11 protein-coding genes and 1 pseudogene are annotated in these 13,504 nt (G+C 69.6%); 2 read left to right on the forward strand and 10 right to left on the reverse strand.

Annotated features, from left to right (window positions below; translation table 11 throughout):
* The 8 genes and pseudogenes from FMQ63_RS12665 to FMQ63_RS12700 all read right to left on the reverse strand — a co-directional run.
* Window positions 1-275, reverse strand: a pseudogene (locus FMQ63_RS12665) (lysoplasmalogenase); the annotation flags it as partial.
* Between the two features lie 73 nt (window positions 276-348).
* Window positions 349-1,305 (reverse strand): alpha/beta fold hydrolase, encoded by a 957-nt coding sequence (locus FMQ63_RS12670; RefSeq protein ID WP_011551755.1) that lies wholly within the window; start codon window positions 1,303-1,305, stop codon window positions 349-351.
* A gap of 54 nt (window positions 1,306-1,359) precedes the next feature.
* The gene (locus FMQ63_RS12675; protein ID WP_011551754.1) at window positions 1,360-1,815 is read right to left on the reverse strand and encodes an Rrf2 family transcriptional regulator; all 456 of its coding nucleotides are present in this window, start codon (window positions 1,813-1,815) and stop codon (window positions 1,360-1,362) included.
* Between the two features lie 76 nt (window positions 1,816-1,891).
* Entirely contained in the window at window positions 1,892-2,437 is a 546-nt protein-coding gene (locus FMQ63_RS12680; protein ID WP_011551753.1) for a hypothetical protein, read from the reverse strand.
* Window positions 2,438-2,490: 53 nt separating this feature from the next.
* Window positions 2,491-3,450: a hypothetical protein gene (locus FMQ63_RS12685; RefSeq protein ID WP_011551752.1), complete on the reverse strand. Its 960-nt coding sequence runs from the start codon at window positions 3,448-3,450 to the stop codon at window positions 2,491-2,493.
* Between the two features lie 327 nt (window positions 3,451-3,777).
* On the reverse strand, window positions 3,778-5,850 hold the full coding sequence (locus tag FMQ63_RS12690) for a glycosyltransferase family 39 protein (RefSeq protein ID WP_011551751.1): 2,073 nt from the start codon (window positions 5,848-5,850) through the stop codon (window positions 3,778-3,780).
* Window positions 5,851-5,997: 147 nt separating this feature from the next.
* Complete coding sequence (locus FMQ63_RS12695; protein ID WP_011551750.1) at window positions 5,998-7,098, reverse strand: NAD-dependent epimerase/dehydratase family protein; 1,101 nt, start codon at window positions 7,096-7,098, stop codon at window positions 5,998-6,000.
* Window positions 7,095-7,448, reverse strand: coding sequence for an NAD(P)-dependent oxidoreductase (locus FMQ63_RS12700; RefSeq protein ID WP_011551749.1), 354 nt, complete (start codon window positions 7,446-7,448; stop codon window positions 7,095-7,097). The genes FMQ63_RS12695 and FMQ63_RS12700 overlap by 4 nt, the downstream gene beginning before the upstream one ends.
* A 211-nt stretch (window positions 7,449-7,659) precedes the next feature.
* Here FMQ63_RS12700 and FMQ63_RS12705 point away from each other — a divergent pair, with 211 nt between their 5' ends.
* Entirely contained in the window at window positions 7,660-9,627 is a 1,968-nt protein-coding gene (locus tag FMQ63_RS12705; protein WP_011551747.1) for an APC family permease, read from the forward strand.
* 130 nt (window positions 9,628-9,757) lie between these two features.
* Entirely contained in the window at window positions 9,758-9,940 is a 183-nt protein-coding gene (locus FMQ63_RS12710) for a hypothetical protein (protein WP_020477716.1), read from the forward strand.
* Between the two features lie 9 nt (window positions 9,941-9,949).
* On the opposite strand, the gene FMQ63_RS12715 is transcribed toward FMQ63_RS12710, so the two are convergent.
* A complete protein-coding gene (locus tag FMQ63_RS12715) occupies window positions 9,950-10,579 on the reverse strand; it encodes a GNAT family N-acetyltransferase (protein WP_011551744.1) in 630 nt (209 codons plus the stop codon).
* A gap of 41 nt (window positions 10,580-10,620) precedes the next feature.
* Window positions 10,621-13,221: a right-handed parallel beta-helix repeat-containing protein gene (locus tag FMQ63_RS12720; RefSeq protein WP_225909800.1), complete on the reverse strand. Its 2,601-nt coding sequence runs from the start codon at window positions 13,219-13,221 to the stop codon at window positions 10,621-10,623.
* Between the last annotated feature and the right edge of the window lie 283 nt (window positions 13,222-13,504).

A 13,504-nucleotide genomic window follows, 5' to 3' on the forward strand; every position in this document is an offset into this window, starting at 1 on the left:
ACCCCCACCGCCGCGAGGAACTTCGTCGCACTGCCAGACGCGCTGCGCATGGGCGGCACCATACCCCGGCCGCCCGGCCGTGACGCGCAGGGACGCGGCGACTCCGGAATCTCCGCGTTGGCAATCCAGTTGCGCTTCCGGCGCGCGAGCCGCGCCGCGGCATCCTCGTCGTCGAAGCGGCCCGAGCTGCGGAGAATCCGCGCCGGGCCGCTACCCTCGAACGCGTGGACATTGACGACCGCGTAGAGCTGGCCGTCGATGAGGCTGGTCACCACGGGAACGACGCCGCACCGGCCACAGGTGTGGAACTCCGCGGTCCGCGTGCCGAAAACATATGGAGGGCGCGGCTCAGGCCGGCAGCTTCTTCAGGAAGGCCAGCAGCGCGGCATTCACCTCGGCGGCGTGCTCCTGCTGAACCCAATGACCCGCGCCGGGAATGACGTGGATGTCGGCCAGGTTCGGCACCAGGGCCTTCATCGGGTCAACGGGAGAGAAGGCACGCACCGGGTCCTTCTCTCCGACGATGTAGAGGGCCGGCTGCGAGATGACCGCCGTCGCCAGCTCCGGCAGTTCGTGCCAGTCCCGGTCCATGTTGCGGTAGCGATTGAGCCCGCCCCGGAATCCACTGCCGGCGAGCTCCTTCGCGAAGTACGCGACGTCCGCCTCGGTGAGCCAGCCGGGCAACGTCTCAGGTACGTCGAGCCTCGCGAGGAAGCCTTCCCCCTTCTTCTTCGCCAGCACGGCGGGATTCGTCACATCGAAGCCGGGGGTGCCCGTGAGAATCGCCCGGACCGTCCTCGGGACGTCCGCCTCGAACTCGGCCTCGGCCACGCCGGGCTCCTGGAAGTAGAGGATGTAGAACCACTTCTCACCGAACATGCGCTGAAACAACTGCATGGGCGGCATGGGCGCGCGCCCCAGATGGGGAACGCTCATTCCCACCACCGCGCGGAAGCGGTCGGGATGCAGGGCGGCACAGTTCCAGGCAATCGCCGAGCCCCAGTCGTGGCCGATGACGATGGCCGTCCTCTCCCCCAGCGCATCCAGCAGGCCAACCGCATCACCCACCAACTGCTTCATGCTGTACGCCTCGATGGCCTCCGGCTTGTCGCTCTGGCCGTAGCCACGGACGTCTGGGGCCACCGCGTGGTACCCCGCCGCCGCCAACGCCGGAAGCTGATGGCGCCACGAGTACCAGGACTCCGGCCAACCATGCAGGAGCAACACGAGCGGCCCTGAACCCGCCTCCGCGAGGTGCAGGTTGATGCCATTCGTCTTTACGGTTCGATGCGTGATGTCAGCCATGGGTGTGCTCCAGAGGTGACGGTACGGTGGGGGCGCACAATCGCGCCAGGCGCGTCAGGCACGAGGCTTGACGCGCCGCTTCGCGGCACGAGCGTGACGGCGGCGAACGCCGCGTCCCAGGTCCGCCACGGACGTGCTTCGAAGGTGTTGCATGAGCAGCGCCGCGGCCTGGTCCAGCGCCTTTCCCAGCGCATCATTGACGGCCTGCTCCACGAGACAGCCCGGACTTTCATCATGGGGACCGATACTGAAGAGCCCCGGTGTTCCGAGCGCTTCGTACACGTCCCCCAACGTCACGGTGTCGAGCGTGCGCGCCAGCGACCATCCTCCCCCGTGCCCCTTCACCGAGGTGAGGATGCCTGCCTCCCGAAGTCCGGCCATTGTCCGCCGGACCACCACGGGATTGGCCTTCAGCAGCCGCCCCATCGCCTCTGACGTCACCACGGGGCCCATGTCCTCCATGTGAAGGAGGACATGCAAGGCGACGGAGAGCCGACTGTCGCGTCTCATGCCACTTCATATGTGGCGTGAGACGCGGCCAGTCAAGCGATTCTGCAGGTGGGGTGGCTGGGTGGGGTGTCGTGACTCAGTAGTTGACGACGCCGTTCGGGAGCAGCAGGCGGTGGCTCCCCATGTCCATGATGGAGCGAGCCACATCGAGCTGCACCACCGCGCGGCCACGCAGCGCCAGTTCGTGCACGGGCGCCTCGAAGGTCACCGGGGCGACGCTGGCGTCGACGAAGCCGGAGCCCTCCGCCCGGGCATAGCCGCCGAGCCCCTCCAGTTGGAGCGTCACGCGGACGCGATCCGCGCCTTCCGGCACGTAGAAGTAGGCCACCAGGTGCGCATGGTCGGCACGGGCCACATCCGCGCTGTCTTGCACCAACTCCACCTTGAGCGGAGCCCCATTCGCGGTGACGCGAACAGCACCGATGGGGAGCTCCAGCTTGTCGTAGCCTTCCGCCGCCGAGCCGCGGAGCCGCAGCTCGAAGCGCTGCCCATCCTCCGTCTGGACCGGACCGGACGGAGCGGGTGGCTCGCCCTGGACGGAGTCGAGCCGATCACTGCCCCCACCGCAGGCTGTCAGGGCGAGGGCCGCGCAAACACACGTGGACAACATGGTCTTCTTCATGGCGTGTCTTTCCTTGAGATTTGAAGGGTGTCTTGGAGTGAGTTGGGAACGGCTCAGGGCGAGCAGCTCTGGCCGGAGTTGGAGGTCGGGTCGACGGCGATCGCCTCAGCGGCCTGGGGCGTCGACGGACCGGGGATGAAGCCGGGCGGGAGCGGGAGCGAGTCGCAACCGTTGTTGAAGGCGTCCACGGGGTCGATGAGGCCCGAGATGACATCGCACTGGGTGGTGTTCAGGGCCGCAACCGCATCCGTCAGGAGCGACGTCGGGTCGGGCGTCGCGCCGAACAGGCGCTGGTTGCAGATGCCCACCAGCGTCTGGCGCGCGAGCAGGAAGCGGAGCCGGTCCAGCTGGCTGCGCATCCCTCCCGCCGGGTACATGGCCGGGCTGCCCCACAGGATGCCTTCCGCGGCGGGCAGCGTGGTGATGGTCCCGATGGCGCCCAGGTCGATGGGCCCCTGCGCCAGGCACTGCGTGACCGTCAGGATACGGTTCTTGTAGAAGCCGAGCGTCCGCGTCGGGCCGGTGCACTCGACGGGAGGCGGCTCTTCCCGCTCACACGTCAGGCGCGCCGAGCACATGGCGGAGCCCAAGTCGAACGTCACCGTGAACGTGTTGTCGATGTGGTTGTCCGCCACGCCATCCTGCGCGGCAATGGTCACGCACTCGTCATAGCTGCCGATATGCAGCGCGAAGTCCGACGTCAGCGAACCATTGACAGGAATGCTCACCGGCGGCGGCGGCGAGAACGTGAAGCCCTCGCTCGACAGCACGTCATCGGTCGCCGTCAACAAGATGGACGGCAACGTCGGGTGGACGTTGGTGACCTTGAAGGTGTAGTTCGCGGTGTAGGGATAATCATCCGCCACCACCACCGACTCGCCATTGACCTTCTTTTCGCAAATCAGGTCGTGGGCATTCGCGACTCCGCTCCCGCCGACCACCACCGCACATACCGCGGAAACCCACTGCTTCTTCTGCTTCATCCGCATTGTTCCGACCTCGTTCATGAGCACCAGGCTCGGACGCGGCGGATTTCACCGTTTGTGCCACGTCTGGGAAGACGCGGGGCGACAAGCCCCTGACACAAGGATTCCCCATGGGAGGTAGGTGTTACGCCCTTCCTCCCGTCGAATGGAAAATCACATCCCACAGTGGGGACCGCGCCGGCGGACATGAAGCAACATCGGGGCTCTGGGAGGAGGGTAATTGCCCCACCCGCGACCGTCCGCACGCCCTGCTGACCTGGGCGAACGCTTCCCATGTCCCGCGAGATGCCTCGGCAGTGAAGTTCCCTGCACCCGACAGGCATTGGCCCCGCGGGGCGTTGCGACGCTTTTTCCTCAGGCGCCCGGGCGGGAGAACGTCACCCGCTGGCCGTTGGCGCCCAGTTCCAGATGCGTCACGCCGGCGCTGGGAGGCCCCAGCACGGGCACGATGAACCAGTTGGCGCGCCGCAGCGTGGCGGGCTGCCGCAGCGCGGCGCCGGGCTCCAGCATGCGCTCCACGCTTCCGCCCGGTCCGTGGAAGACGACGCGCAGCGCGCGAGGCACGCCCTGGGCGCGGACGTAGAAGGCATACCGGTCACGGCCCCCACCCGCGTGGCCCGCCGCGACGCCCAGCACCTCCATGTCCTTCTCACGGAAGGCCAGCGGCATGACCCCATCAGGCAGTGGCGCGGGTTCGGACCGGGGTGCCTCCAGGTCATAGGCTCGCAGCGCGGCATCCGGAGGCACACCGGGAACGGGGGCGTAGTGCTCCGCGAGCGGCGAGACGAGGTAGGGGTGATAGCCGTGCTTGCGAGCACTCACGACGTCGGGCGGCCGCCGGTACGCCATGCGGTTGCTCCAGAACATGAGGCTCAGGTACTCCATGGAGCCGGGCACGTCCGAGTCCTGCGCGAGGAAGAGGACACTGCGCGCCGGCGTCTGCTGGTCGAGCGCGCGCCCCACCTCGCGGGAGTAGGTGACGTACAGGTCATCCAGATGCCTGGCCTGGTAGTCTGCCTTCGCCACCGGAAAGGTGACGGCCAGCAGCCACGCGAGCACGCCCGAGGCCAGGAGCCCCAGCCCCAGGGGCGCCCAGGACAGCTTCCGCGGCAGGCGCCAGCACACGAGCGCGACGAGCAGCGCCGCCGCGGCGGCCACGACCAGCCCCTCGGCGAGCCCGGGCCGGGCGCGCGTCTGCACCAGCACCGTGGGGAGCACGGCGCGGACAGCACCGAGCACCGGCAGGTGCTTGACGAACCACGGCGTGGCGACCGCCGCCAGGAGCGCCGCCGCGAGCGCAGGGTGGCGCCGGGCATCCGCGCCCGCGATGGCCAATGCGGCCAGGACGGCGGGCACCGCGCCCCAGGCAATGGCGGGGACCTTCACCACGCTCAGTGACAACACGAGCCAGGTGGCCCCCACCCACAACGCGAGCCCCACCACCTCCAGCTCCCGCCGGCGCACCGCGCGCACCAGCAGCCACACGAAGGCGAGCAGCGGCAACACCGCGGGCAGCGGCGCCAGGCTCTGGGTGTTGACCTCATTCAAGAGGGCATCCACCGGCCGGTGCCAGGGCCCCACGTCCACCGTCGGGTCGGCGAAGAGGTGGGCGCGCGTCACCCGCGCCTCCAAGTCATGCAGCTCCGGCCAGCGCCATGCGGAGTAGAAGCTCCACGGCGCGGCCAGGAGCACGGCCATGCCCACCATGGCCACCACCGTGCTGAACCTCGGCCCCGGACAGAAGCGCAGCCGGCCGAGCGCCCACAGCGTCGCCGCGATGCCCAGGGGCGTCAGCGCGAGCCCCGTCTTGCAAAGGAAGCCCAGCCCCACGGCCGCCCCTGCCGCCAGCCCCCACCGCCAGGAGCCCTGGCGCGTGGCGTGGAACAGGAGCGCCACCGCGACGGCGTTGCAGCCCGTCAGGGTGCAATCCGTCACATCGCCGAAGATGCGCCCCTGGACGAGCTGCCAGCCAAAGGGCATGGCGAGGAAGCCCGCCGCCCCCAGCACGGCCCAGAAGCGCCCGGCGGGCCTGCGCGCGATGAGGTAGATGGACACCGCCGCGGCCAGGTGCCCCAGGAGCGAGGCCAGCCGCAACGCCAGCGGCGTCACGCCCACCACGTGCATCATCAACGCGCCGAACCAGAAGGGCCCCGTGGGCTTGTGCATCCACACGTGCGCGGCCCACCAGTGGCGCGGGTCCGCGGGGAAGACCGGGTCCTTGTAGATGTGCGGCGTGAAGAAGGTTTCGTGCGTGCCGCGCGCGGCGGCCTGGTGCATCGCCTCGTCCCAGATGTAGATGGCCGGGTGCGCCAGGTGAGGCGCCAGTTGGGCCAATCCCCAGACGACGAGCGCCACGATGAGCAGTCCATCGAGACGCCTTTGAAAGACATCGGGGGGCGCGGCGGCAGTCGGGGCGTCGGTGCTCATCGGGGCGATGCGTGGGGATAGCACCCCAAGCACGCCAGAGCCACTTGGAGCCGTGCGTCAGTCGCGCCCGATGCCGATGTAGGTGACGCCCTCGCTCCAGGCGAGCCGCGGGTCGAGCACGTCAGCACACGGCGGACGGCGCGCCCTCTAGCCTACGAGGACTTCACGCGCCCCTCCCTGCCCGGACGCCACTGGCCGCTCGAGCATCAGGGTCCGCAGCCAGTCGTGGAGCCGGTCCACGCCCTCGGCGATTCCCACCTGGGGCGCCCACCCCGTGGCTGCCTGGAACTTGCGGGGGTCGGAGACGTAGTAGCGCGGGTCCCCCGTCCGCCCATCCTCGAACTGGAGCGCGGGCCGCAGACCGGTGCGCTGAGAGATGAGCCCCAGCAAGTCCAACAGGCTCACTGTCCGCGACGGGCCGCCGCCAATGTTGAAGGCCTGCCCCTTGAGCCGTCCGATGTGCTGCTGCGCCAGGCCGAGCGCGCGCACCAGGTCCCCCACATCGAGGATGTCGCGTACCTGCTTGCCATCTCCGTAGAGCGTGAGGGGCCGGCCTTCGAGCATGCACAGGAGGAAGTGCGCCACCCAGCCCTGGTCCTCGGTGCCGAACTGCCGGGGGCCGTAGATGCAGCTCATCCGGAACACCACCGTCCTCAGCCCGTAAGCCCGCGCGTAGTCGAGCACGTACTGGTCCGCCGCGCCCTTGGAGCAGCCATCGGGGCTCTCGAAGTCCACCGGGCAGTCCTCCCCCACGCCGTGACCGCGCAGGCCCGCGTCCCGAGGCGCGTAGCGGCTGGGCTTCTGGACGAACTCCACGCCCGGCGTGCAACCGTAGACCTTGTTGGTGGAGGTGAAGACGAGCGAGGCAGGCCGCTCCATGGCGCGCAGCGCCTCCAGCACGTTCAGGGTGCCGCCCGCGTTGACCTCGAAGTCGGTGACGGGCGTCTCCAGGCTGGTGGTGACAGCCCCCTGGGCCGCGAAGTGGAAGACCTCGCTGGCGCCAACGACGGATTGCTTCACCGCATGGGCGTCCCGTACGTCCGCCGTCACCACCTCCAGCCGGGCGCCATGCCGGGCCTGGAGCCAACGCAGGTTGTGCACCACCCCGGGGCGCGTCAGGTTATCGACGACGCGCACGGTCCGCCCCGCGGACAGGTAGTGGTCCGCCAGGTTGGAGCCGATGAAGCCGGCGCCGCCGAAGATGACCGTCCTGCCCCCCTCCACCTTCCAAGGTTCCGCCGCGCTCATACGGTCAGCCCTCGCGTCTCGAGTTCCGCGCGCGCCTCCGCCACGCGGTCCGTCGCCACCTGGTCCTCGAGCCACGACGACAGCTCCGCGAGCCCGTCGTGGAAGGAAACCCGGGGTGCGTACCCCAGCAACTCACACGCCAGGGAGATGTCCGCGAAGCAGTGACGGATGTCGCCCATGCGATAGCGACCCGTCACCGCGGGGCGGAGGCCAAGGCGGCCCATCACCTCCGCGAGCGTCAGGGCCACTTCATTCACGGTGATGGACTGTCCACTGCCCACGTTGAGGACGTGCGAGTCCGCCCCCCGCGCGTCGAGCGCCAGCGCGCAGGCGTTCGCTACGTCACGCACGTTGACGAGATGTCGTGAAACCAGTCACCCAGCGAATGCACCAGGTGTTGAAGCTGCTCGGCCGTCAACTCGGACGGGGTCATGGCGCCTCCGTGATGCAGGGGGGAATCCATGACGAGGGTGCGCAGCACGCAGGAACTTTCCAAGTAAGGCCGGGCGCAAGGCCCGTCGCCTGTCGAAGCCCCCGGAGACGCGGCACTACCTTTCAGGCATGTCCTTGTGGCGGGTCCTGTTCGGCAGGCCCATTCCGAACGAGCGAGCGGAAGAGGAGAGGATTGGTCCGCTGACAGGCATCCCCGTGCTCGGGCTGGACGCGTTGGCCTCCGCGGCCTACGGGCCCGAGGCCGCGCTCACCGCCATGCTCGTGCTGGGCAGCGCCGGGCCGCGGTACATCGGCCTGCTCACCGGCATCATCGTCGCGCTGCTGCTCGTGGTGCAGTTCTCCTACCGGCAGACCATCGCCGCGTATCCCGACGGCGGCGGCTCGTTCTCCGTGGCCCGCGCCAACCTGGGCGTGAGGCCCGCGCTGCTCGCGGCCTCCGCGCTGGCGTTGGATTACGTACTCAACGTCGCGGTGGCCATTTCCGCCGGCGTGGGCGCGCTCGTCTCCGCCATCCCCAGCCTGTTTCCCCACACCCTGCTCCTGTGCCTGCTGCTGCTCGGCTTCATCATGGTCGTGAACCTGCGAGGCATCCGCACCGCGGGCTCGGCCTTCCTGCTACCGACCTACCTGTTCGTCGGCTGCCTGGGCATCACCCTGCTCATCGGCATCTGGAAGGTGCTCACGTCCAATGGCAGCCCCGTGCCCGTCGTCGCCCCGCCCCGGCTCCCGGAGAGCACGGCCATGGCGAGCCTCTGGCTGTTGATGCATGCCTTCGCGAACGGCTGCACGGCGATGACGGGCATCGAGGCCGTCAGCAACGGCGTGCCCATCTTCCGCGAACCCCGCGTGCGCAACGCGCGCCGGACGTTGCTGGGCATCGTGAGCATCCTGGTGATGCTGCTCTGCGGCGTGGCGTGGATGAGCCACGCCTATGACATTGGCGCGACCGCGCCGGGCCAGGCCGGCTACCAGAGCGTGCTGTCCCAGGTCGTGGCCGCCATCACCGGGCGCGGCGTCTTCTACTACGTGGCGCTGGCGGCCATCGTCTGTGTGCTCTGCCTGTCCGCCAACACGAGCTTCGCGGACTTCCCCCGCCTGTGCCGCGCGCTGGCGCTCGACAGCAACCTGCCTCCGGCCTTCGCCCACGTGGGCCAGCGCCTCGTGTATTCCACGGGCATCGTCACCCTGTCCCTGCTGGCCGCCGTGCTTCTGGTCCTGTTCAACGGCGTGACGGACCACCTCATCCCACTGTTCGCGGTGGGGGCGCTGTCCGCCTTCACCTTGTCCCAGCTCGGCATGGTCATGCACTGGCGGCGCATGAGCGGACGCGGCGCGCGGAGGTTCCAGTGGGTGAATGGCGTGGGCGCGGCCTGCACCGCCCTGGCGCTGGCCGTGGTGGCGACGGCCAAGTTCGAGGAGGGCGCCTGGCTGACCGTCGTCTTCATTCCCCTGACCTACGTGCTGCTCCGGACCTCGCGGCGCCACGCCGAGCGCATCCACGCCGCCACCGAGACGCCCCACCCCATTCCCGTGCAGCCGCTCGCCGCGCCCGTGGTGGTGGTGCCCCTCCGGCGCCTGGACCGGGTGGCGCAGAAGGGCCTGCGGCTGGCCCTGTCCATGTCCCCGGATGTGTACGCCGTGCAGGTCCGAGGACAACCGGACGCCCAGGAGCAATTGGTGCAGCGCTGGGAGTGGCAGGTGGCCGCGCCCCTTCGGAAGGCCGGACGGCCGGTGCCACGACTGGACGTGCTCGTGCCGACCTACCGCCAGGTCGTGGACCCGTTGCTGGGCTACGTCCGGAAGCTCGCCGCGGAGCATCCGGGCCGGTTCATCGCGGTGCTGGTGCCAGAGCTCGTCGAGCGCCGATGGCACCACTTCATCATCCCCAGCCACACCGCCACGCTGTTGAAGATGATGCTCCTGGTTCGCGGAGGGCCCCACATCGTCGTCATCAACACGCCCTGGTACCTGCGCGAGCCGTCGGGCCGGAAGAGACGCCTCCGACGAGGTTCTGCATGCGGACGACCAGGTTCTTGTCGCGGCGCCCCAGCGTGCTCGCATCATCCGTGGGAATGACGTAGCCCCCGTCGAATCTGACCTCGCCCGGCGTGGGCCCCGTGTGCCGCTCGACACGCCCTCCACTCGGCCCTGGAATCCCACACGCGGCACGCGGTTGAATGGGCCCGTCGCTCACGGAGGTCCGCCCATGCGCCGTCTGGCCATCATTCCGCTCTTCGCGCTGTTCGGCTGCAGCTACGTGCAGTTGGGCATCCCAGGAGGCCCTGTCGACCTGGGCTCGCCCCGGAACACGAGGGTGGGCGTCTTGATTCGCCAGCCCGCGAATGAACCGCTGGAAGGAGCGCCGGAGCGCGAGGACAAGGCCCCCTGAGCAGAGGGACTACAGCAGCTTCTGCCCCAGCACGTCGAACGCTTCCAGGTCGCTCGCGGCGGCGGGGCTGGCCCGGTAGTCCTCCGCCAGGAGGGTCCAGAGCATGACGTCGCGCCACGAGCCGTCAGCGGCCTGGAGGCGCTGTCGCAAGGTGCCTTCGTGGGTAAAGCCCAGCTTGCGGGCCACCGCGGCGCTCGGCACGTTGAGCGGGTCGCAGTGAATCTCCACCCGGCGCAGGCCATCCAGTTCGAACGCGACCCGGACGAGCGCCGCCGCCACTTCGGTCGCGAGCCCCTGACCGGCGTGCTGGGCCGCAATCCAATACCCTATCTCCCGGCCCCCCTCGCCCACACGAGGATGCAGCCCGCAGCCGCCCAGGACCTCCGTCCCACCCCGGTCGAACACGGCATAGGTGAAGTCCTGTCCCAGGTCGAAGCTCCCGCGAAAGCGCCGCAGGACGGCGGCCTGCTGCTCCACGCTGATGGGGTAGTGCCGCGCCCAGTCCAACCAGGGGCGCAGGTGGTCGAGGCTGGCGTCGATGGCGCGGAGCGCACGCGCGGCGTCAGCGGGTGACCAGCAGCGGAGCAGGGTTCGTGCTGTCTGGAGGGTGTATGCGGGCCCGAAGGGAGTCGGAGTCATGACGAACCAGTGGAAGTAGACCTCGACGCACCCCGTCCCGTCTACCGCACCACGTGCATCTGGGAGGCACTCACCCCGTCGCCTCGAACCCGTACCTCCAGGGCTCCTGACTGTTCCGCGCGGAAATAGAACACCGCTTCCTGCTGCGGTCCCTCCAGGTCCATGGCGCCGCTGCCATTCAGAGGCACCAGGGCCTGCGTACACGCCGCGTCCCGGAAGAAGGTCACCCCGCCAACATTCCCCTGTGCCTCCACCACCAGCAGGGACGAAGCCAGGGCGGACAGATTGCCCATGGCGTCCTGACTCTGCACCACCAACGCCTCGGAGCACGCGCCCGCCGCCACGTCTTGCTGGGGTGTCAGGAAGGCCACCTGCGCCGCCGCAGCCGCCACCACGTCCACGTCGAACGTGGAGCCCGGCAGGGTCTCCCTGGCATAGCCCGCGCCACTGATGCGGTTGCGGCTGATGACGTTGGCCCCGCCCAGGTCCGAGATGGCCGCCTGGTACGGCACGCCGTTCGCCACCACGCCGTGGCTCAACGTGTTCTCCACCACGAGCAACCGTGAGGATTGCGCCAGCGGCCCGCCGTCCGCCTCCGCTTGCGACAGGTCGATGCCAATGTCGTTCGCCTCCAGCGTGTTGCCCTGGATGAGGACGTCCTCGCACACCGGGCCGCCGTAGTAGGCCCCACCCGCGACGAGGATGCCGGCCGCCACATAGCCGGTCCCCGTATAGACGTTGCCGGTGACGCGGTTGCCCAGCACCTGTCCCGTGGCGCCGAAGCTCAACTGGATGCCATTCCTGGCGATGACGGCCGACGGACCGCCGCCCTCCACCACGTTGCCCTCCACGGCCACGTCCACCCGGCCCGAGGCCACGATGCCCCCCTTCTGGTAGCCCACGGCGTGGTTGCGCAGGACCTCCACCTGAACCACGCGGGACGCGTCCTGGGCGTTTCGTACCTCGATGGCCACGCCCTCCTGGCAACCGCTCTCGCCCGCGCCCTGGTGCAGCGCGCGCACTTCGCTATCGGTGATGGAACCGCTCGCCCCGATGAATCGGATGCCACTCAAGCCGGCCTCGCCCGCATCACACGCCAGGTCCGACAGGCCGCGCGCCGCCACCGTCACGTCGTGGACGTGGGCCGTGTCTCCCCGGTTGCGAAGCACGGCACCCTGGAAGCGGCCGCCTTCGGGGTCCACCGCAGTCACCACGTGCCCGGCGCCGTCGAAGGTGACTCCGTCCGGGATGTACAGCGTGCCCTCCGTCGTGCAGTCCGCCGTCAACGTCACGCGGTCGTTCTCCCACCGGGCGGAGCAGGGAGGAAACGCCCCACAGCGCCGGTCATCCCACCGAATCCGGAACACGTGCGTCGCGCTCATCCCCGAGACATTCGTGACGGTGAGCCGCACGGAGGGCTCCACACCCGCCGGGATACAGGACAGCGCGGACCAGGGCACCTCGCTCCGCGTCCCGTCCTGGGTGGCGGTTCCCAGGAGGCCGGTGTTCGCGGACCACTGGAAGGTGAGAGCCTCGCCGCGCGGGTCCTCCGCCACCGCCTGGAGCAGGACGGGCTCCGCGCTCACGGCCTCCGTCCGAGATTGGGCCGTGGAGACGATGATGGGCGGCAGCCGCTGCACCACACATACGTCCACCAAGCCGACGTGCTCACCGCCTCGGCCATCCCGCATCGTGACGTGGAACTGGCACGCGCCACAGGCTCCCGAGGGCGGCGTGGACGGCGTGAAGCGAGGCGACCGCGCGCTCGCGTCATCGAAGGTGCCTTCGCAACTGGCCGTCCATGCGTAGGTGAGCGTGTCTCCGTCTTCGTCCCGGCCTTCCGCCTGGAGTTGCAGGGAGTCGCCATACTGGACCTCGCCAGAAGGGAGGGAGCCCAGCTCCACCATCAACGGCCAGCGATTGAAGGCGGCCACGCTGTCCGCTCCGAAGCCATGGTCCCGGGCCACTCGCACGGGGAAGTCCAGCGTGGCCCCCTGGCCCACCGCGTTCGTCACCAGGAGCGTCAAGGTCACGAAGCCGGACGCCTCTGGCGCCGTCCAGACGGGCGCCACGGCGCTGGCGTCGCTGAAGCTTCCAGCCGAGGCCCGCCAGGCATACGTGAGCGCCCCATCCCCGGACGCGGCCTCCGCCACCGCGCGCAGCGCCACCTGCCCTTCGGGCCGGACCTCCGCCAACGAGCCCACTACCGCGTCAATGAACGGCGCTCCGGGAACGCCGGAGACGGGGGCTCGCGGGACCAGGACGACCAGCGCCGTCCGGTGCGCACCTATCACCACGTTCGGGACGTCGATGTGCGCCAGCACCTCACCGCCATCACCTCGGACGGTCGCGCTCGCCTCAGCCGCTCGTCCAGAGGCAATCCGCCGCACCAGCCCCTGCCACAGGCCGTCGCCGCCAGAGAGCACCGCGCCCGCTTCTTCTCCTCCCACGGGTCTGAGCGTGGCACGGACCTCCGTGACGGGCCCGGGCGTCAGCGTGCGTGGCAGCACCACCACCACCCGCGCCGACGCGGAGGGCTCCAGTTGGATGGGCTGCGGGTCATCCAGGTGACACCCCGCCGTGACGAGTAGCAACAACACGCCCGCGAGGCGCCAGGGGTTCTGCGTGTCCAAGAACGTCATGACGGCATCCTCCGGCGGGAATGGTATTCGAAACGTTACCGGGAGCCTCCCGGCGGCGCGAGGCCCCTGCCTCCCATGCAACGCGTCAGCGGACCTTCCAGGGAGCCCCCCTGCGGGGCACCCTCCCGTCAACTGCGCGACGTGGACGCTCGCGGCACCGCGTCAAGCGTTGCCAGGGCCTGTCCCCCATGCTCGAGCGGCCCGACTGAAGGCCCGCCCCCAGCGCCACGCCCTGGCCCGGCGCGCGGTTCCCGGGGCGCCATCCTACCTTTGCCCCACCCGC

It is taken from the genome of Myxococcus sp. CA005 (assembly GCF_006518205.1).
Taxonomy (GTDB): domain Bacteria; phylum Myxococcota; class Myxococcia; order Myxococcales; family Myxococcaceae; genus Myxococcus; species Myxococcus xanthus.

What these genes read in the sequence shown, in the direction of transcription:
- FMQ63_RS12675 (WP_011551754.1), bottom strand. Translation starts at nt 1,815, where the DNA reads ATGAGACGCGACAGTCGGCTCTCCGTCGCCTTGCATGTCCTCCTTCAC.
- FMQ63_RS12715 (WP_011551744.1), bottom strand. Translation starts at nt 10,579, where the DNA reads ATGACTCCGACTCCCTTCGGGCCCGCATACACCCTCCAGACAGCACGA.
- FMQ63_RS12710 (WP_020477716.1), top strand. Translation starts at nt 9,758, where the DNA reads ATGCGCCGTCTGGCCATCATTCCGCTCTTCGCGCTGTTCGGCTGCAGC.
- FMQ63_RS12670 (WP_011551755.1), bottom strand. Translation starts at nt 1,305, where the DNA reads ATGGCTGACATCACGCATCGAACCGTAAAGACGAATGGCATCAACCTG.
- FMQ63_RS12720 (WP_225909800.1), bottom strand. Translation starts at nt 13,221, where the DNA reads ATGACGTTCTTGGACACGCAGAACCCCTGGCGCCTCGCGGGCGTGTTG.
- FMQ63_RS12695 (WP_011551750.1), bottom strand. Translation starts at nt 7,098, where the DNA reads ATGAGCGCGGCGGAACCTTGGAAGGTGGAGGGGGGCAGGACGGTCATC.
- FMQ63_RS12705 (WP_011551747.1), top strand. Translation starts at nt 7,660, where the DNA reads ATGTCCTTGTGGCGGGTCCTGTTCGGCAGGCCCATTCCGAACGAGCGA.
- FMQ63_RS12690 (WP_011551751.1), bottom strand. Translation starts at nt 5,850, where the DNA reads ATGAGCACCGACGCCCCGACTGCCGCCGCGCCCCCCGATGTCTTTCAA.
- FMQ63_RS12680 (WP_011551753.1), bottom strand. Translation starts at nt 2,437, where the DNA reads ATGAAGAAGACCATGTTGTCCACGTGTGTTTGCGCGGCCCTCGCCCTG.